This window comes from Trebonia kvetii, from assembly GCF_007827045.1.
Lineage (GTDB): Bacteria > Actinomycetota > Actinomycetes > Streptosporangiales > Streptosporangiaceae > Trebonia > Trebonia kvetii.
This window is the reverse complement of sequence record NZ_RPFW01000001.1, coordinates 1,777,551-1,795,601: the sequence shown is the minus strand read 5'-3', so window position 1 is coordinate 1,795,601 and position 18,051 is coordinate 1,777,551. Positions and strand designations below refer to the sequence as shown.

The 18,051-nt window shown below is 68.1% G+C and carries 15 protein-coding genes; 4 read left to right on the top strand and 11 right to left on the bottom strand.

Annotated features, from left to right (window positions below):
- Nucleotide 1: 1 nt before the first annotated feature.
- The 3 genes from pstC to EAS64_RS08140 all read right to left on the bottom strand — a co-directional run bounded on the left by pstC (nt 2) and on the right by EAS64_RS08140 (nt 3,217).
- Nucleotides 2-1,015, bottom strand: a complete 1,014-nt coding sequence (gene pstC / locus EAS64_RS08150) for a phosphate ABC transporter permease subunit PstC (protein ID WP_145852019.1) — start codon at nt 1,013-1,015, stop codon at nt 2-4.
- 235 nt (nt 1,016-1,250) lie between these two features.
- Nucleotides 1,251-1,928 carry a substrate-binding domain-containing protein gene (locus tag EAS64_RS08145; RefSeq protein WP_187365761.1) on the bottom strand — a complete coding sequence of 226 codons (678 nt, stop codon included), beginning with the start codon at nt 1,926-1,928 and terminating at the stop codon, nt 1,251-1,253.
- A gap of 146 nt (nt 1,929-2,074) precedes the next feature.
- On the bottom strand, nt 2,075-3,217 hold the full coding sequence (locus EAS64_RS08140) for a substrate-binding domain-containing protein (RefSeq protein ID WP_187365760.1): 1,143 nt from the start codon (nt 3,215-3,217) through the stop codon (nt 2,075-2,077).
- 486 nt (nt 3,218-3,703) lie between these two features.
- Here EAS64_RS08140 and EAS64_RS08135 point away from each other — a divergent pair, with 486 nt between their 5' ends.
- Nucleotides 3,704-5,269: an APC family permease gene (locus EAS64_RS08135; protein ID WP_145852014.1), complete on the top strand. Its 1,566-nt coding sequence runs from the start codon at nt 3,704-3,706 to the stop codon at nt 5,267-5,269.
- 61 nt (nt 5,270-5,330) lie between these two features.
- On the opposite strand, the gene EAS64_RS08130 is transcribed toward EAS64_RS08135, so the two are convergent.
- Nucleotides 5,331-6,236 (bottom strand): Sco1979 family transcriptional regulator, encoded by a 906-nt coding sequence (locus EAS64_RS08130; protein ID WP_145852012.1) that lies wholly within the window; start codon nt 6,234-6,236, stop codon nt 5,331-5,333.
- Between the two features lie 212 nt (nt 6,237-6,448).
- Complete coding sequence (locus EAS64_RS08125) at nt 6,449-6,682, bottom strand: DUF397 domain-containing protein (RefSeq protein WP_145852011.1); 234 nt, start codon at nt 6,680-6,682, stop codon at nt 6,449-6,451.
- Nucleotides 6,683-7,148: 466 nt separating this feature from the next.
- Between EAS64_RS08125 and EAS64_RS08120 the strand changes: the two genes are divergently transcribed.
- A complete protein-coding gene (locus EAS64_RS08120) occupies nt 7,149-7,553 on the top strand; it encodes an ATP-binding protein (protein WP_187365759.1) in 405 nt (134 codons plus the stop codon).
- 66 nt (nt 7,554-7,619) lie between these two features.
- On the opposite strand, the gene EAS64_RS08115 is transcribed toward EAS64_RS08120, so the two are convergent.
- Genes EAS64_RS08115 through EAS64_RS08100 form a run of 4 tightly spaced genes read right to left on the bottom strand, consistent with a single transcriptional unit; the run spans nt 7,620 to nt 12,071 of the window.
- Nucleotides 7,620-8,219 (bottom strand): GTP-binding protein, encoded by a 600-nt coding sequence (locus tag EAS64_RS08115; protein ID WP_145852008.1) that lies wholly within the window; start codon nt 8,217-8,219, stop codon nt 7,620-7,622.
- Nucleotides 8,200-8,577, bottom strand: coding sequence for a DUF742 domain-containing protein (locus tag EAS64_RS08110; RefSeq protein ID WP_145852007.1), 378 nt, complete (start codon nt 8,575-8,577; stop codon nt 8,200-8,202). Before EAS64_RS08110 ends, EAS64_RS08115 begins: the two co-directional genes overlap by 20 nt.
- Nucleotides 8,543-9,007 (bottom strand): roadblock/LC7 domain-containing protein, encoded by a 465-nt coding sequence (locus EAS64_RS08105; RefSeq protein ID WP_145852005.1) that lies wholly within the window; start codon nt 9,005-9,007, stop codon nt 8,543-8,545. Before EAS64_RS08105 ends, EAS64_RS08110 begins: the two co-directional genes overlap by 35 nt.
- Nucleotides 9,000-12,071 carry a sensor histidine kinase gene (locus EAS64_RS08100; RefSeq protein WP_145852003.1) on the bottom strand — a complete coding sequence of 1,024 codons (3,072 nt, stop codon included), beginning with the start codon at nt 12,069-12,071 and terminating at the stop codon, nt 9,000-9,002. Before EAS64_RS08100 ends, EAS64_RS08105 begins: the two co-directional genes overlap by 8 nt.
- Before the next feature lie 176 nt (nt 12,072-12,247).
- Between EAS64_RS08100 and pcrA the strand changes: the two genes are divergently transcribed.
- Nucleotides 12,248-14,551 (top strand): DNA helicase PcrA, encoded by a 2,304-nt coding sequence (gene pcrA / locus EAS64_RS08095; RefSeq protein ID WP_222849079.1) that lies wholly within the window; start codon nt 12,248-12,250, stop codon nt 14,549-14,551.
- Nucleotides 14,552-14,784: 233 nt separating this feature from the next.
- Here the strand turns inward: pcrA and EAS64_RS47360 are convergent, their stop codons facing one another.
- Together EAS64_RS47360 and EAS64_RS08080 are read right to left on the bottom strand one after the other, a co-directional pair.
- On the bottom strand, nt 14,785-15,930 hold the full coding sequence (locus EAS64_RS47360) for a DUF6542 domain-containing protein (RefSeq protein ID WP_369333557.1): 1,146 nt from the start codon (nt 15,928-15,930) through the stop codon (nt 14,785-14,787).
- Nucleotides 15,931-16,103: 173 nt separating this feature from the next.
- A complete protein-coding gene (locus EAS64_RS08080; protein ID WP_145851998.1) occupies nt 16,104-16,346 on the bottom strand; it encodes a hypothetical protein in 243 nt (80 codons plus the stop codon).
- 299 nt (nt 16,347-16,645) lie between these two features.
- Between EAS64_RS08080 and EAS64_RS08075 the strand changes: the two genes are divergently transcribed.
- A complete protein-coding gene (locus EAS64_RS08075) occupies nt 16,646-17,959 on the top strand; it encodes an LCP family protein (protein WP_145851996.1) in 1,314 nt (437 codons plus the stop codon).
- Nucleotides 17,960-18,051 lie beyond the last annotated feature (92 nt).

The following is an 18,051-nucleotide window of genomic DNA, read 5'->3' as shown; positions in this document are numbered from 1 at the left end:
GTCAGCCCGTGGCCAGCCCGGACCGGGATCTGCCGATCACGATCGCTCCCAGGGTGTTGACGATGAGGGTCATGCCGAAAAGCACGAGGCCGGCGGCCATGAGCGCGGACAGCCCCATGGAGCCCGCGTTGGGGAAGGAGGCGTACTCGTTGGCGATCGTCGAGGCGATCGAGTTGCCGCCGGTCTCGAGCACGTGGAAGTTGAAGCGGAAGGTGGCGGAGAGAATCAGGGTGACGGCAATCGTCTCGCCGAGCGCCCGGCCGAGACCGAGCATGCACGCGCCGATCACGCCGCCGCGGCCGAACGGCAGGACGACCGTGCGGATCATCCCCCAGCGGGTGGCGCCGAGCGCATAGGCGCCCTCGCGCTCGCCCTGCGGAGCCTGCGAGAACACCTGCCTCGACAGCGACGTGACGATCGGGATGACCATCAGTGAGACGACGACGCCGGCGATGAACGTCGAGGTCGCGTAGTTTGACGCCGTCGACGTGCTGAGCCGGAAGCTGAACACAGGGATCCAGCCGAGGTGCCTGCCCAGCCAGCTGTCGAAGCCGAGGATGCGCGGTTCGAGGAAGAGCAGCCCCCACACGCCGAAGATGATCGACGGGATCGCGGCCATCAGGTCGATCACCGCGATCAGCGGCTTGCGCAGGGCGTGCGGTGAGTACTCGGAGATGTACAGCGCGACCGCGATGCCCGTCGGCACCGCGATGATCATCGCGATCACCGCGATGAGGATGCCGAGCGGCAGGATCGCGGCGATGCCGAAATGCTGCGGGTCATAGATGATCCAGTTCTGGGTGGTCAGGAACCCGAACCTCCTGAAGCTGAAGGCCTTGCTCGCCCGAAGGATCAGGAGGAGCAGGATCATCCCGGTGATGACGAAGACGGACCAGCCGGAGGCGCGCAAAATGGCGCGGAAGATCTTGTCACCGGTGGATGGGCGGGCGACGATGGTGCGCGGCGTATCCTGATCGGTCGCGTGCGGCGCGTTGACAGGGCGCTCAGCGGGCATGGCGATATCCCCCCGCTCCTTCCTTATGGCGCACCACCTGCGGGCAGCGCCCGTCAATAGTTCCTGATAGGCGGGACCAGCGTGGTTCTCCGCAATGTACGGATTTCGAGCAGAAGATGAACAACAGGGAAACAATCCCTATTTAAGCCATCTTGATAGGTCTAGTAACAAATTGTGCGACTGCGCCCCCCAGAAACGGGGGCCGCAGTCGCACGTGCCGGGCCTGTCTGGGGCCTTAGGAAACGCTGCCGCAGGTGAGCGCCGGGAGGAAGCCGTAGCTCTCGATGGCCTTGGTCGCGGTGGTGTTGTGGCAGAAGTAGCCGGCGCGGCCGAGGATCCGGTCGAGGTTTGCCGGGACGTGGTCGCCCTTGGCCTGGTAGCGAACGATGTCGTACAGGGTCCTGGTGAAGCCGGTCACCCGGAAGCCCTTGTTGATGGCGGGCACCTTTGCCACGGTGAGCGCGGACACGCCGTTGATCTTGCCGAGGCCGAGGTAGCCGACCTGGTCGGTTCCGAAGGCGTTCTGCCCGGCGGCGGGTTTGCGGCCGGGGAGCGGCGAGTTGTACTTCTGCGCGATCCAGTCGCCGACCGAGTAGATGAAGATCGCGTTGGGGCTGTTGAACTGCTTGGACAGGCCCTGGTTCTCCTCCAGGCTCTCGTTCACGCAACTGCCCGCCGTGGTGATGCCGAGCGCCTTGAGCCAGAACGAGAGAGTGCCGGAACCGGTCTGCGGCAGGTAGGGCTTGATCGGCCGGCCCTTGGTGCCGCCGACCTGGCCCCAGGTGGTGGCGGTGCACAGGAAGATGGCCTTGAGCTGCGCCAGAGTGAGGCTCTTCGGCGCGTAGGTGACAGTCTGGCCCTTGGCTGCGACGTCCCTGACCGCCCAGGTGACGGCGTCCTCGGCGAGCGCCACGTAACCGACGATGGTGAATTTACCTATTAAATCGGTCTGGAAACTGGTAGTAGTGGTACGAAGAAGGCCCCTCGCCATCGGCGAGGGGCCTTCTCGTCGTCCCGCTGCCGGGTCGGGGACCAGGCAGCAGGTTCGCGCTAGCTAACTCAGGAGGTGATGCCGCAGAACGCGTAGGGGACGAAGCCGTAGTTCTTGATGATGGCCTTCGCCGTGCCGCTCTTGCAGAGGAAGCCATTCTTGCCGAGCATGCCCTCGAGCTTCTTGCTGATGTGGTCCGAGGTCCCGACGGTGTAAGGAACCACGTTGTAGACCGTGCGCCAGAAGTTGCTCGGGAACTTCGGGTTGATCGTGGGAACCTTGGCCGTGGTGAGCGGCGAGATGCCGGTGATCGGGTTGAGCTGAAGCACGCCGGTCACGTTGCAGCCGAACTTGTTCTGCGTCCCGGTCGGGGTGGAGTGGCAGCCGGCCGAGTGGTACTTCTGCGCGACGTAAGCGCCAATCGAGTAGGCGAAGATCGCATTCGGGCTGTTGAAGCCCTTGTACCCGCCCTCGTTCTCCTCGGGTGCCTGGCTCACGCAGCTGCCGAGCGTGGTGATGTTCATGAACTTCTCCCACGACGAGAGCGTTCCAGAACCGGGCTGAGGCAGGTAGACCTTGATGGCGCCGTTCTTGCCGCCAACCTGCTTCCAGTTGGTGATCTTGCAGCTGAAGATGCCCTGGAGCTGCTTGAGGTTGAGCGACTTGGGCGCGTCAGAGCCGCCCTTGGCCGCGGACCGCGTCGCCCATGTCATCGCATCACGGGCGAACGCGACGAAGGCGATGCCGCCGGGGCCGAACTTCGGGTCGGTCGGCTTGCGGCCGCCGGACGAGCGGGCGAAGTCGACGCAGGGATAGGAAACCCCGCCCGACTTGATGACCTGGGTAGTGTCCAGGGCCTTGACGCCGGCGCCCGAGCCGTTCGGCCGGACGATGGTGGCGCAGCCGGCCTTCGGCTTTATGTGCGTGACCACGCTCGCGGACGTGCCGAGCGGCACGGCGTCCCAGCTGTAGACGTACGGGTGCGCCGCGCTGTGCCTGGTCCCGATGCCCGCGTCGTACTTCTGGGCGAGCGCGTCGAGCACGTACTGGGTGGTGTTGGACCCGACGGCCACAATGTCAAAGGCCTTGGGGGCAACGCCCTTCGGGGGGTCATTCGGCGCGGCCGACGCGGTGCCCACCGTGCCCGCCACAAGGGCGGCCGCGGTGGCCATCGTCACGGCGCCCGCGACCAGCCTGCTGAGTTTTCGCATTCCTGCCTCCATTTTGCTGCCCGTCCTGGAGGTCCCGCGCGGTCCCGGTGCGCAGGTCAGGCGGACATGCCGATCAAGACTCTGCCTGGCATGACGCTGGGGGACAAGGGAACGCATAATGGCGGAAAAGTGATCTCTCGGCGACTGAGAAATGACCAGAGAGCTAATAGAAGGCGAAGGATCACGGGGGGCTGAATTGCGCAAGTTGGCTAAGATGTACGCTCGATTAACGAGTCACCGGTATCCGGTTGAATCGAACGATAACTCTCATAGCCGGTCGTAAAAATAGGAAATCCAGGCGACTACGGCCTGGTCGGCCAGTCGCTACGCAGGGTGGTCGGCGTACTATGGCGATTCCGAGCTGTCGAGCCCGCGGGTGTGGTGCTGGTTCCGAAGGTTCGCGCCCGATCGGGTGACGGAAAGACCCGTGTTGGGTACCTATGTGCTAGGAAATCGTTGCTTAGCGTAGATGCTGGAGCGTGACCCATGGCCACCGCCGAAAATGCGCACCCAGGCGCTGTGGAGCAGCAGGTAGACAAGGGCCTGAAGTCAGGCGCCTTGGGGCTGGTGTCGACCACCGTGATGGGAGTGGCCTCTACCGCCCCCGCCTACAGCCTGGCGGCGACGCTCGGCTTCATGGTGGCCGTCGTCGGGCTCGGCTCGCCCATCGTCGCGATGATCGCCTTCATCCCGATCTTCCTTACCTCGATCGGCTACAGCGAGTTGAACAAGGCGGACCCGGACTGCGGCACCACCTTCACCTGGGGCACGCGGGCCTTCGGTCCGAGGACAGGATGGGCCGGCGGTTGGGCGATCGTCGCCGCGGACATTCTCGTCATGGCCAGCCTGGCGCAGGTCGCCGGGCAGTACGTGTTCCTGCTTTTCGGCGCGGACGGCATCGGCAGCAACCCGACAAGCGGCTGGGTGCTCCTGGTCGGCCTGGCGTGGATCGCCTCGATGACGTACATCTGCTACCGGGGCATCGAGGTCTCCGCCGCGTTCCAGCGGGTGCTGCTGAGCATCGAGCTCGTCATGCTAGCCGTCTTCTCGGTGACGGCGCTGGTCCGGGTGGGGACCGGGAATCACCCCGCCGAGTCCATCACCCCGGCCTGGTCCTGGTTCAACCCGATGCAGGGCGGCTTCTCCGGCTTCGTCAGCGGCATCATCCTGATGCTCTTCATCTACTGGGGCTGGGACACCGCGGTGGCGGTCAACGAGGAGACCAAGGACCCGACCAAGACGCCGGGACGTGCCGCCATCCTTTCCACGGTCATCCTCCTGGTCACCTACGTGTTGGTAATCTTCGCGGCACAGTCGTTCGCCGGCATCGGGACCACGGGCATCGGGCTCGGCAACAGCGCCAACACCGGCGACGTGATCTCCGTGCTCGGCAATGCGGTCTTCGGCGCCCACGGGATCGGATTGTTCCTGGCCCGGCTGCTGATCCTCATGGTGCTTACCTCGGCGGCGGCCTCGACCCAGACGACCATTCTGCCCACCGCCCGCACCACGCTGTCGATGGCTACGTACAAGGCGCTACCGAAGGCCTTCGCGAAGATGCACCCGCGCTACCTCACGCCCACCGTCTCCACGATCACGATGGGCGTGATCTCCGCACTGCTCTACCTCGCGCTCAACTACGTGTCGCACGGCTTTGTCATCTCCGACGCGGTGACCGCGATCGGCCTGTACATCGCGTTCTACTACGGGCTCACCGGTTTCGCCTGTGCCTGGTACTACCGCAAGACGCTGCGGGAGAGCCAGCGGAATCTCTGGATGCGCGGCATCCTCCCGGCCCTCGGCGGCCTGATCATGTACGCGGCGGGCGGCTGGGCGCTGTGGGCTGACTGGGACTACGCGACAGGAAACAGCTACACGTCCTGGCTGATGCCGTTCTGGCCGCACTGGTACATCGGCGGCGCGTTCACGATCGCCTTCGTCGCGGCGATTGCCGGGCTCATCGCGGGCATCTGGGTCAGGTTCGCGATGCCGGCCTTCTTCCGCAAGGAGACCCTGACGCGGAGCACCGCGACTCTCGCCCCCGAGGCATAGCCCGCAAGAGCACAGCGCGCGGCCCCGCACGGTTTACCGTGCGGGGCCGCAGGTTTGCTGACTACAGGGCCTCGAGAACGGCCTTGAGGATGCCGGGTGTCTTGGCGGACGGCTCCGCCTGGAGGCAGACCTCCTCCATCACCTGGAGGTAGGCGTCGACCTCGGTCTGCTTGTCCAGGTACAAGGCGCTGGTCAGCTGCTCGATGTAGACGACGTCCCTGAGGTCGCGCTGGGCAAACCGCAGGATCGTGAAGGGGCCGCCCAGCGCCCGGTGCGCGCCCGCGGAGAACGGCAGGATCTGGAGCGTGACCGCCGGGTGGTCGCACATCTCGATCAGGTACCGCAGTTGCGCCCTCATCACCTCACGGCCGCCGATGACCCGGCGCAGCGCGCCCTCGTCGAGCACCGCCCAGATCTTCGGCGGGTTGTCCCTGTGCAGAATGTCCTGGCGGGACATCCTGGCCTCGGCGCGGCGGCCGACCTCATCCTCGGACGGCGCGTTGCCGAGCCGGATGACCGCCTGAGCGTATTCGGGGATCTGGAGCAGCCCGGGAACGAACTGAAGCTCGTACTCGCGGATGGACGATGCCGCGGCCTCGAGCCCGAAGTACGGTTCCACCCAGTGCGGCAAGATGTCCGTGTAGCCCTGCCACCAGCCGGGGGTGCTCGCCTCCCTGGCGAGCCCGAGCAGTGCCTCGCGCTCGTCGCCAGCTTCGACTCCGTACAGGGTCAGCAGGTCGGCGATGTCCCGCTCCTTGAACCCGACCCGGCCGTGCTCCATGCGGCTGATCTTCGAGTGAGAGCCGCGGATGCACAGCGCGGCGCGCTCGGTTGTCATTCCGCACTCTTCGCGCAGGCGCCGCAGGTGCCCGCCGAGTACGAGGCGCTGCACCGTCGGACCCTTCGCGCGCGGGCCGAACAGCGACTTCGGAGCCTCCCAGGCGGAGTCCTCCTCGGGCGACAGCATCGCGACTCCTCGTCCGCCCGCGTGAGGCGATGGCCACAAGTATGGGTCAGTAGTCTCCCATGTAATCATGGCATTACGGAAGTGGATGCGCGGACAATTGCACAGACCGCATGTGCGTCTCATGCTCACTCGGACAAACGGCCTGTTCGTTAACCCGCGACGCGACGCGGATGCTCCCTGGCCGATGCTGAGGGGGTCGCCCTTCGGCTAATTCAGGCTAGGTGGTCGAACTCGCCGTCCTTGGCCCCCGCCAGGAACGCGGCAATCTCCGCCGGCGTATAGACGAGCGCGGGGCCGGAAGGGAACCGGGAATTGCGTACGGCGATCTCGCCGCCCGGTAGGTGAGCCACCTCGACGCAGGCTCCGTTGGGGTTGCTGTGCCTGCTCTTCTGCCAGGTGACGTCTGTGAGCTCGCCGGCCGGCATGCCGTTATATGCGTTGCTCATGTTTCCTTCCAGTGACTGATCCGGGGTTGTTACTGGACTGGAGAACTCGCGCCGTGCATGGACTGGCCTTACGCGCGTGAGCGCAATTCCGAGTATGCCACTTGCACCCGATTGAATGCACGTGCATTTACGATTGCATGAGATGCGCTGTCATGATCGCCGCTAGCTTGCAACCGGATGCACGCTACGTTTGCACGTTCATCCGGCGCTTGCGTGTTTGAACGTGCATCCGGTCTTGCATCTGCACGCCATGTCAGGCACCATATAAGCGAGGCATAGCTCACATACTGCGATAGACACGGTTCTAACCCCCAAGACGATGCAGAAAGCGGTTGCCTTGGCTCACCTGAGGGTTGCTACGTGGGAGCCGGATGATGACGACGACGTAGTCGTCCCCATCCCGGCCCTTCCCGCGTCCCCTCCGCAGTTTCTCCCGGTCCCCTCGGCCTGGTGGGAAACGCCCGCGGTGACCAGCCGGGCGCTCAGTCCCGTCCCTGAAGAGGCAAGGACCGCCCGTCAGTTCGTCAGGGAGCTGCTCACCTGCTGGGGCCTTAGCTATCTCTCGGACGACGCCGAGCTCATCATCGCCGAACTGGTCGGCAATGCGGTCAGGCACGGGCTGCGCACGATGGCGCCGGTCATCTCGTTTGGCGCGGACTCGCCTGTGCTCCGGCTGTGCCTGCTGCGGCGAATCGGCGAGGTGATGCTCGCCGTCACCGATCCAAGCGACGAGGCACCCACGCCCAAGCCGCCGAGCGCTACCGGCGAGAGCGGCCGAGGGCTGCAGATCGTCGGCGCGCTCAGCTACGTCTGGGGCTGGTCACCAATCGAGGGTCACGGCAAGGCCGTCTGGGCGGTGCTGCGCTCATAGCGCCGCCGCCCGCCGCGGTGCGACGGGCGGCGGGGCAGCGAACGAACCCGTTCCGTTGAAGCTGACTTATCGCGGGACTGGCTGGTCTGCCACGGAAAGCACGTGCTCGATCAGGGTAATGAGGACTTCCTTCGCCGATTCCCTCGACCTCGCGTCGCACATGATGATCGGCAGGCTCGGATCCAGGTCAAGCGCCACCCGGACATCTTCGGTCGAGTAACGGCGTGAGCCTTCGAAGACATTGAGGGCGATGATGAACGGGATGTCCCTGCGCTCGAAGTAATCGATCGCGGGAAAGCAGTCGGCGAGCCTGCGGGTATCGGCGAGGACGACGGCGCCGAGTGCGCCGAGCGCGAGTTCGTCCCACATGAACCAGAACCGTTCCTGTCCGGGCGTGCCGAACAGGTAGAGCACCAGGTCGTCGCGGAGCGTGATGCGCCCGAAGTCCATCGCGACCGTGGTCGTGGTCTTGCGCTCGACTCCGGCGATGCTGTCGACGTGCTTGCCGCTCTCGGTCAGCGGTTCTTCGGTGCGCAGCGGCCTGATCTCGCTGACCGCGCCGACGAGCGTGGTCTTGCCCACGCCGAACCCGCCAGCGAGCAGGATCTTGATAGCGCGGTGGCGGCGGGCCGGCCCGCTGGTTGCCTCATAGCCCGCGTAGGCCATGTAGCACCTCCCTGAGCGTATTCCTGTCTACCTGGCGCGCCTTCATCGAGATCGGCGCCTGAATGAGCACAAGACCGAGTTCACGCAGGTCCCCGAGGAGGATGCGGACCACGCCTAGCGGCAGGTCGACGTCGGAAGCGATGTCCACCACCGTCACCGGCACCTGCACGAGCTGCAGCACAGAAAAGTGCTCGGGGCCAAGGCTGCCCGGGTCCGCGACCCTTGCCTGGGTCGCGGTCACCGTGGCGACCAGGTCGAAAGCCTCACCGGAGTGCCGCGTACGGCCTCCTGTCAGAGCATAAGGCCGGACAACCGGGCCTGCCTCAGCGTCGAGCCACCATTCGTCGTTCGATGGCATGACTGCCTGTCCCTAGGGTGCCAGATAACGCGGAACGAGTCCGCATATTGACCTGAAGGTGGTCGCCGGTGCGCTGGACGAGGATCGCCATCTCGTACGCCACCTGGCCGATGTCAGCCTCTGTCGTGGTGAGGACGGCCAGGCACGTGCCCTGGCCGGCCGCGCACACGATGAAGAAGCCAGACGTCATCTCGATGATGGACTGGCGTGCCTGGCCGCCGAACTGGTGACTCGCGCTGCGCGCGAGCGACTGGAACGCGGCGGCCAGCGCGGCCAGGTGCTCCACGTCGGCCTGGTCCATGCCCCGCGACGCGCCAAGGTGAAGGCCGTCCTGCGACAGGAACACCGACCGCGTGATGTGCGGAACCCGCGTCACCAGGTCATCGAGCAGCCAGTCCAGCTGGCTCGCTCCGTATCGCTGATTATTCATCGGTTCCGGCCTCCGTGTCCCGTTGCGTCTGTGACCGGCCCTGCTGCCAGCCGCGCTGCATGGCGGACAGCGTGTTGCGCATGTCCGTCAGCGACGCCGCGCTCGCCGGGGGAACTGCGGTCGGTGCCTGTGAGCCCGCTGCACCCGTTGAGGCACGAAGTTGCGGTGCGAGGTTCGCCTGCCGGACGCGACGCGGCAGCCCCGTCGAGTCAGGTGAGCCGCTGCCGGCAGGTTCTCCCCGCTGGAAACTCTCGTCGGTGGCCACATTGTTCCCAAAAGGCTCAGAATTCCCGAACGCACCAGTGTTCCCGTACGACTCGGTGGTGCCGTAGGACTCGGTGGTGCCGTAGGACTCGGTGGTGCCGTAGGAGCTGTCGGCGCCGTAGTCCTGGTAGGCGTTCTCGTACGCGCCACCGGACGGCGCACCGTCCTGTCCGGGCCGGCGGATCGGGGTGAAGACGTCGAACGGAGACCCCTGAGGCGCCTGGGACGCCGCCTGCCTGGTGACAGGCACGCCGGTGACAACCGGCACCTCACCCGCGCTGAAGCTGCTGAAGCTGCCGGTGCCCGCCTCGTTCCCCGGGTGCCTGAGCGCTCCGGAGATCCGGATCGGCGGGTCGGCCGGCTCGCTGTATGCCGGCTCGGAGTATCCCGGGTCTGCGTACCCCGTGTCTTGCGGTGCGGCCGGACCCGTTGACGGGTAGCTCCCCCAGGCCTGGCCGGAGCCGCTGCCGTAGGCCCCGGGTGCGGCCGGGGCCTCGGGGGTGTGCGGCGCGCCGCTTGACCCGCGGCCGGTGGCCCAGCCGTCGTTGCCGGCGACCGGCCATCTGTTGCCTGCGGCGGGGGTCTTGGGTATGCGCACCTCGCCGGTGTCCCTGAGCCGCGGGCCGCCGGGCCTGGATCCGCTGGCGGCGGGGCCGCCAGGCCTGGATCCGCCGGCGGTGGCGTAGGAGCCGGTGCCCGCGCCGTACGAGCCTGCGGCGTAGGGCCCGCTGCCGTTGGTCCCGGCACCCTGCGGCTCGGCGCCGTAGGAACCGCTGCCGTAGGGGCCGCTGCCGTACGAGCCGTTCGCTGACGAGCCATTGCCGTACGAGCCGTTGCCGTACGAGCCGGACGCCTGCGCGGGGCCGCCCGTCGTGATTGCCGCCGGGCCCTCCGTCACGATCAGCGTCGGCGGGATCAGCGCGACCGCGGTGGTGCCGCCGTACGGCGACGGGCGCAGAGTGACGTGGATCCCGTGCCGCCTTGCGAGCTGGCCGACGACGAACAGGCCCAGCTGCTCGGTGTTGGCCGGGTTGATGTCCGGCGGGTTGGCCAGTCGCTCGTTGAGCTCGTAGACGCGCTGCGGCGTCATGCCGAGCCCGCGGTCCTCGATCTCGATGGCGAACCCGTTGGCGACAACCTCGCCGCTCACCCGGACCTGCGTGAACGGCGGCGACAGGGTCGTCGCGTTCTCGATCAGCTCGGCGAGCAGGTGGATCACGTCGGTGACGGCAGACCCGGCGAGCGCCGCGCGGGACTGGGTGGACACGGCGACCCGTGCGTAGTCCTCGACCTCGGCGACCGCGCCGCGCATCACGTCGATCAGCTTGACCGGCGCAGACCAGGAACGGCCGGGCGGCGAACCGGAGAGGATGATGAGGCCCTCCGCGTGCCGCCTCATCCGGGTGGTGAGGTGGTCCATCTTGAAGAGGTTTTCCAGCACGTCGGGGTCGGTCGCCCCGCGCTCCATCTCGTCGAGGACAGTGAGCTGGCGCTGGAGCAGCGACTGGTTACGCCTTGCCAGGTTTCGGAACATGTCGTTGACGCCCTGCCGGACCCTGGCCTCGTCGATGGCGGACCTGATGGCGGTCTGCCGCACGGCGTCGATCGCCTGGCCCACCTGGCCGATCTCGTCGCTGCCGACCCGCAGCGGCGGCGCCTCGGCCGCGACGTCCACGGACTCGCCGCGGCGCAGCCGGGCGACCACCGATGGGAGCTGCTCCTCCGCCAGGGTCATCGCGGACCGGCGCAGCGTGCTGAGCCGGCGGTTGATGGACCGGCTGAGCAGCAGCGAGACGAGCAGGGTGAGGATGAGGCCCGCGGCGCCCGCGATGGACAGGATCCACACGCGGCGCTTGGCGTCGATAGCCGGCTGCGCGTTGGCCTCGAGCACCGCGGTCGCGGTGGTGGTGCCCGCCTTGCTTGCCGCCTTCAGCCACGTGTGGGTCATGCCCTGCCAGATGACGGAGTTCAGGCCCTGCGCCTTCATGTCGCTCAGCGAGATCCCGGCCGGCACGGCCTCCTGGATGGTCACCAGGTTCTTCTGTACCGCCGACGGCGCTCGCTTGTTCAGCATGGCGTTGTAGGTCGCGAGCTCGGAGGGAGTGAACAGCTCCTGGTACGTCATCGTGTCGTCCTCCAGACGACCGACGGCGTTGCTGAAGGCCACCCGGTCGGGGCCGCTGAGCGACCCGCTCGCCAGCGCGCTCGCCATGATCGCGTCCTGCTCGGACACGTCTTCCTGGGTGTTGACCGCGGAGATCAGGCCAAGGCCCTGGAGCACGGGCGCCGCGCTGGTGATGCTGCTCGCCTCGGCCTGCAGCACGGCTCCCTGCCCGGCGATGATGTTCGTGTAGGCCGCGAGCGCGTCGAGCGGCGCGAGCTGCTTGCCCTCCACCCCGGCGCGGAGCTTGGTCATGCTGTTGATCTGCCCGGTCATCTTGACGATGGCCGCGGTCTCCTCCGGGGTAGAGCTGTTCTTGGTCCCGGGGGAGTCGAGCGCGACCTGGAGCTGCTCCGCACCCTGCTTGGTGACGCCCACGGCCTTCTGGAAGCTGTTCAGGCTGGCCGCGTTCGGCTGCGACAGGTAGACGACCGCGGCGCGGCGCTCGCCCTGCAGCAGGTTGACGAAGTTCGTCAGCGGCTCGGAGGTCGCCTGGATCAGGCTTGGCGCCCGGTCCAGGTTCAGCCAGTTGGTGACGGACGTGTAAGTCACGTACCCGAACAGGCCGAGCATCGTGAGCAGCGGAATGGCGACCAGGAAGTAGATCCTGAGCCGGATGGATCGGCCGCGCGATCCCATGGGCTAACCCCCTGGGTAAACGGGTAAGGGCAAGCCACGATATCGCGTTACAGCACGTGATCGTGGCCAAATCGGTACATTTCACGATCGAAACCAATGGGTTACGGTGATATTCGGCACTTCGATACGCTGCGGCGACACGTCGTTTGACGGTGGCACCGCCTACCCTGGAGACCGTGACCACGACCGCGACGCACTCCCTCATTGACGGCCTGAACCCGCAGCAGCGTGCGGCCGTGACGCACGCCGGCGGGCCGCTGCTGATCGTCGCGGGCGCGGGCTCTGGCAAGACCCGGGTGCTCACTCACCGGATCGCGTACCTGCTCGCGGAGCGCGACGTGGCACCGGGCGAGATCCTCGCGATCACGTTCACCAACAAGGCCGCCGGCGAGATGGCGGCCCGCGTCGCGACCCTGGTCGGCGACCGTCGCGCCCGGTCGATGTGGGTGATGACGTTCCACTCCGCGTGCGTGCGCATCCTGCGCCGCGAGGCCACCAGGTTCGGCTACCCGTCGAGCTTCTCCATCTACGACTCGGCCGACTCGCAGCGGCTGATGGCCCTGGTCTGCCGCGAGCTCGAGCTTGATGCCAGGCAATACCCGCCGAAGGCCATGGCGGCGCAGGTCTCCACGCTCAAGAACGAGCTCATCGACTACGAGTCGTTCGCCTACCGCGCCCGTGGCGCCAAGGAGAAGGCGCTCGCCGAGGCCTACGCGGAGTACCAGCGCCGCCTGGTGGCGGCGGGCGCGATGGACTTCGACGACCTGATCATGGTGACGGTCAACATGTTCCAGGCGTTCCCCGAGGTGGCGGAGGCCTACCGGCGCCGCTTCAGGCACGTGCTTGTCGACGAGTACCAGGACACGAACCACGCGCAGTACATCCTCGTCCGCGAACTCGTTTCCGGCAGCGGGTCCCTGTTCGGCAAGTCAAGAGCAGGATCAGGAAGAACGGGTGCGGCTGACTCCGGCAGCGCCACGGATTCCGCCGAGGCGGCGGGCCCGTCCGAGCTCTGCGTCGTGGGCGACGCCGACCAGTCCATTTACGCGTTCCGCGGCGCCACGATCAGGAACATCGTCGAGTTCGAGGAGGACTACCCGGACGCGACGGTGATCCTGCTCGAGCAGAACTACCGCTCGACGCAGAACATCCTCGCCGCGGCGAACGCGGTGGTGTCGCGCAACCCGGGTCGCAAGCCGAAGAACCTGTGGTCGGACGCGGGCGACGGCCCGCCGATCACCGGCTACGTCGCTGATAACGAGCACGACGAGGCCGCATTCGTCGCCGAAGAGGTCGACAGGCTCAACGACGAGGGCCTCGCGGCGCCCGGCCAGGTGGCGGTGTTCTACCGGACCAACGCGCAGTCCCGTGTCTTCGAGGAAGTCTTCATCAGGGTCGGGCTGCCCTACCGCGTGGTCGGCGGCGTCCGGTTCTACGAGCGGCGCGAGGTCCGCGATTTGCTTGCCTACCTGCGGCTGATCGCCAACCCAGCGGACGAGGTGTCGCTGCGCCGCGTCCTCAACGTGCCCAAGCGCGGCATCGGGGAACGGGCCGAGGAGTACGTCGCCGCCTACGCGCAGCGGGAGCGGATCTCGTTCGCCCAGTCGCTGGCCACGCCGGGCGACGTGCCCGCACTCGCGGCGCGGTCCGCGGCGGCGATCGCGGCCTTCAACGCCCTGGTGGACGAGCTGCGCGAGCAGGCCGCCAGCGGCGGCCCGGTCGCCGAACTTGTCGAGGCGGTGCTCGACTCAAGCGGGCTGCAGACCTACTTCGAGAGCTCAGAGGACCTGCAGGACGCCACCCGCGTGGAGAACCTGCAGGAAATGGTCTCGGTGGCCCGGGAGTTCGACGGCTCCACCCCGGACGGCACGCTCGGCGACTTCCTTGAGCGGGTCGCGCTCGTCGCGGACGCGGACCAGATTCCCGACGGCGAGAACCACGGCGGCATGGTGACGCTGATGACGCTGCACACCGCGAAGGGCCTCGAGTTCCCAGTGGTCTTCCTCACCGGCATGGAGGAGGAGGTGTTCCCGCACGCCAGGGCGCTGACCAACCAGCGTGAGCTGGAGGAGGAGCGGCGACTCGCGTACGTCGGCATCACCCGCGCGGAGCAGCGGCTGTACCTGACCAGGACCGTGTCACGTAACTGGTACGGCCGCCCGTCGTTCCACACGCCGTCCCGTTTCCTGTCCGAGATCCCCGCGTCGCTTATCGAATGGAAGCGCAGCGCGAAGGACGTCGCCGCCGCGTCAACGCCCGCGTCCGCGCGGATGGCCTCCCGGCCGGGCGCGAACGTCACGGGCAACCGCTCCGTGCCCGCGCTGTCGCCGGGCGACCGGGTCAACCACGACAAGTTCGGGCTCGGCACCGTGGTGTCCACGGATGGGTACGGGGACAACGCGGAGGCGAAGATCGACTTCGGAGGTTCGTACGGCGTGAAGCACCTCGTGCTCAGGTACGCGCCGCTCGAAAAGCTGTGAGTTTGTGGCGCAGGGCTTGGGGGTGTCTCCTCGCGCAGTCGTGACCCAAGTACGGGGTCCCGAACGCGCTCGGCAGACACCCCCGGCGCCGCGCGACCGTGGTCATCGGGGTTGAGCAGGGAGTCGGCTCACGGGGGTGCATCGGTCGCCGGTTTGCGGCTGGCCTGACCCGGGCGGTCTGTCCGGGGGCTCAGGTGCTTCCGGACGCGTGGGTAGCGGGAGTCGCGGGGGAGTTAGCGCTCGTCGCGGGGGTCGCGCGGGGGGCGGGGCGGGGGGGCCGGGGGGGGGGGGGGGGCCCCGGGGGGGCCGGGGGGGGGGGCGGGGGGGGGGGGGGCGCCGGGGCGGGGGGGGGGGGGCGGGGGGGGGGGGGGGGGGGGGGGGGGGGGGGGGGGGGGGCCCGGGGGGGCCCCGGGGGGACGGCGGGTGGGGGTGGTCCGGTTGGTCCGCTGTGCACGCCTGGGCGGCGGGGGGGGCTCGCCGGGGGGCGGGGGGGGGGGGGGGGGTGGGGGGGTGGGGGGGGGGGGGGGGGTGGTGGGGGGGGGGGGGGGGGGGGGCGGGGGGGGGGGGGGGGGGGGGGGGGGGGGGGGGGGGGGGGGCCGGGGGGGGGGGGGGGGGGGGGGGGGTGGGGGGGGGGGGGGGGGGGGGGGGGCGGGGGGGGTGCGCGGGTCGGACGGCGGCGGGGATGGCAGCCGCGGATCGCCCCAGGGGTCACGGCTGGTGCGTTGGTCACGTTGGTCACGTTGGTCACGCTGGTCGCGAGGGGCGTTCTGCCAGGGGGCGGGGCGCGGGCTTGTGCCGCTCTGGCCGGGGCCGCTCTGCGCGGGGCGGGGGCTTGTGCCGTTCTGGCCGGGACCGTTCTGCGCGGGGCGCGGGCCTGTGCCGTTCGGCTCGGGGCGGCCGGAGCGCGGGGCGTCCTCGGCCCAGGGGTCGCTTGACGACGGGCGGCGCGGGCCGGGAGCCGGGCGAGTGCTGGCCGGGCCGGACGGGGGCCGGGTGGTGAAGTTGCCGGAGACCAGCTGGCGGCCGAGCGCCCAGCGGGCGCCGCCGATGACAAGGGTCACCACGGTGGCGATGCACATCGGGAGGAAGGCTGCGGCGACCCACTGCAGGAAGCCGACGCGGACACCCGCCGTACCTGCGGACTCGAGCGCCCGGTCGTGGACCGCGCCGACCATGATCGAGGCGATGAACAGGGTCAGCGCGGGTAGCGGGAAGAAGAGGTAGATGGCGCCGCGCCGGACGCCGAGTGTCGCCACGATCGCGCCGATGACGACGAAGAAGCCGAGGATGAAGCCCGGATCGTGGCCCGTGATGAGGGTGAGCACCACGCCGACCAGCGCCGCCGCGACGAGCACGAGTACCGCCGTCCGCGTCGTCATCGCGCCCATCCAGCGCGTCATCGGCCCGCCGCGCAGGCTGTCAAGGCCGTCGAGGCCGCCGGCTCGCCCGCCGACCTTCCGTGCTCCGCCTGCTCCGGGCAGAGAGTTGCCTCGCATGTCGCGGCCGTCCTGCATCGGCGGCCGTCCGCCGCCGCCGCGCGGCGCGCGACCGTCTACCGGCCTGGCGTCCGCCTGGCCCGCCGGGCGGCCGGGAGTGAACCGCGGTTCCCTGCCCTGGCTGTCGGGTCTGCCAGTGTCGCGTGCCCTGGGGTCACGTTCGTCCACGGCCCGTGGGTCGCGTGGCGCACGATCGCCATCGGATCGCGGATCCCGGCCGCGGCGCCCGGCCGGCGCGTCTCCGCGCGGGGGCTGTCGCCGGGGATCGGCGTCGTCTGGCGGCCAGCCGCCAGCGTCACGGGGCGCCCGCCGCGCAGGTTCGCCTCGTGTGGAGCCGGGCCGAGGCTCCCACCCAGGTGGAGTGGTCATTGCTGGAGAGGGTAATGCATGATTCTTTGAGATAACCCTAAGTGGTGGCGTTGCATGCTCGTGGCCCGCCATGCCTGGTGTGCACAGTGGGGCTAATGGTGAGTAAAGCGACGCTGCTCTTGCTCCTGCGGCAACTCACTGTAGCGGATTGGGCATGAGAAGGTTCTTCCAGGTTGAACGGGTATATTCGCAGCGCTGAATGTGATGGACCGAACGCGAGGTGAAACGTATGCCCTGGTCTCGCGGCGCCGCGGCGCTTGCCGGGAAGGCGGGCTACACCATCGGCTGCCTCGTCGCTGTCCTCGCCATGGTGGTGAGCGGGTTCGGCTATTACGTGAAGACCTCGGTCGCGAGCATCGGTGGCTCAAATGCGGTCAGCGGCAGCGCCTCGACCGGCGCGATGAACATCCTCCTGATGGGCCTGGAAAGCCGGACATACTGGAGCGGCCAGCCGCTGCCGCACTCGCTGACCAACGCGATGCACATCGGGTCTATCGGCGGGCAGGCCACCAACACGCTGATCGTGCTGCACATCTTCGCCGGCGGCCGCAAGGCGGTTGGCTTCTCGATACCGCGCGACGACTGGGTCACGTTCCCGAAGGCCTACGACGGTCAGACACAGGGCAAGATCGACCAGGCGTACGGCTTCGCGCTTGCGGAGAAGGAGCAGTCGCTGGCCGGCCAGGGCCTCACGCAGGGGCAGGTCGGCTACCTGGGCAACGAGGCGGGCCGTAGGGCCGAGATCGCCACCGTTCAGAAGCTGACTGGCATCAAGATCGACCACTTCGCCGAGCTGAACCTGCTCGGCTTCTATGAGCTCGCCAAGGTCCTCGGCGGCGTCACCGTGTGCCTGAACGAGGAGAACGGCGGCCAGAATCTGCGGGACGCGAACTCCGGCTTCAACGCGGTGGCCGATGGCTACAACCTCGGCAAGGGCGGCAGCCAGTACTTGCACCTGGACGCGGCTCAGTCGCTGGCGTTCGTCAGGGAGCGGGACAACCTGACCAACGGCGATCTCGACCGGACGCACCGGCAGCAGGCCGTAGTCGACTACGTACTGTGGAAGCTCAGGCATCAGGGCACGTTCAAGGATCTGAGTCAGCTCGGCAGCCTGCTGTCGGTGGCGAAGACGTACCTGGTGACCGACAGCGGCTGGAACCTGCTTGACTTCCTGCCCGAGATGAATGCCCTGTCCGGCGACAACATGACGTTCAAGACCCTCCCGATCGTTGGATTCCAGACCATCGACGGGCAGTCCGCCAACGTGGTGAACACCGAGGCGATCAAGCACGTGGTCCACCAGGCGTTCTATCCCGCGCCGAAGCCGGCGAGCCATCCAGGCAAGCACACGGCATCGGCAAGCCCGTCGACCCGGGCTTCCGGCGGGGCGGCCGCCCAGTCGGTGTCGGCCTCGCTCGACGGCGCGGCGGCCACGCCGACGTCTTCGGCACCCAGCGCGACGCCCACCGAGAGCAACGGTCCGGCGGGCGGCGCCGTCACCGTCAATCCGAACGCGCCGTACGGCATCCCCTGCGTCAACTGAGGGACGGTTGCCGGGCGCGGCATACGCGGTTATCGATGGTCAGACCGCTAACGTGGTGAACACCATATCGATAGCGCACCTGGTCAGCGTCG

Bases quoted from the DNA above. Each gene is read 5' to 3' on its own strand.
- pstC (WP_145852019.1), bottom strand. From the start codon at position 1,015: ATGCCCGCTGAGCGCCCTGTCAACGCGCCGCACGCGACCGATCAGGAT.
- EAS64_RS08140 (WP_187365760.1), bottom strand. From the start codon at position 3,217: ATGCGAAAACTCAGCAGGCTGGTCGCGGGCGCCGTGACGATGGCCACC.
- EAS64_RS08135 (WP_145852014.1), top strand. From the start codon at position 3,704: ATGGCCACCGCCGAAAATGCGCACCCAGGCGCTGTGGAGCAGCAGGTA.
- EAS64_RS08130 (WP_145852012.1), bottom strand. From the start codon at position 6,236: ATGCTGTCGCCCGAGGAGGACTCCGCCTGGGAGGCTCCGAAGTCGCTG.
- EAS64_RS08125 (WP_145852011.1), bottom strand. From the start codon at position 6,682: ATGAGCAACGCATATAACGGCATGCCGGCCGGCGAGCTCACAGACGTC.
- EAS64_RS08115 (WP_145852008.1), bottom strand. From the start codon at position 8,219: ATGGCCTACGCGGGCTATGAGGCAACCAGCGGGCCGGCCCGCCGCCAC.
- EAS64_RS08110 (WP_145852007.1), bottom strand. From the start codon at position 8,577: ATGCCATCGAACGACGAATGGTGGCTCGACGCTGAGGCAGGCCCGGTT.
- EAS64_RS08105 (WP_145852005.1), bottom strand. From the start codon at position 9,007: ATGAATAATCAGCGATACGGAGCGAGCCAGCTGGACTGGCTGCTCGAT.
- EAS64_RS08100 (WP_145852003.1), bottom strand. From the start codon at position 12,071: ATGGGATCGCGCGGCCGATCCATCCGGCTCAGGATCTACTTCCTGGTC.
- EAS64_RS47360 (WP_369333557.1), bottom strand. From the start codon at position 15,930: ATGACGACGCGGACGGCGGTACTCGTGCTCGTCGCGGCGGCGCTGGTC.
- EAS64_RS08075 (WP_145851996.1), top strand. From the start codon at position 16,646: ATGCCCTGGTCTCGCGGCGCCGCGGCGCTTGCCGGGAAGGCGGGCTAC.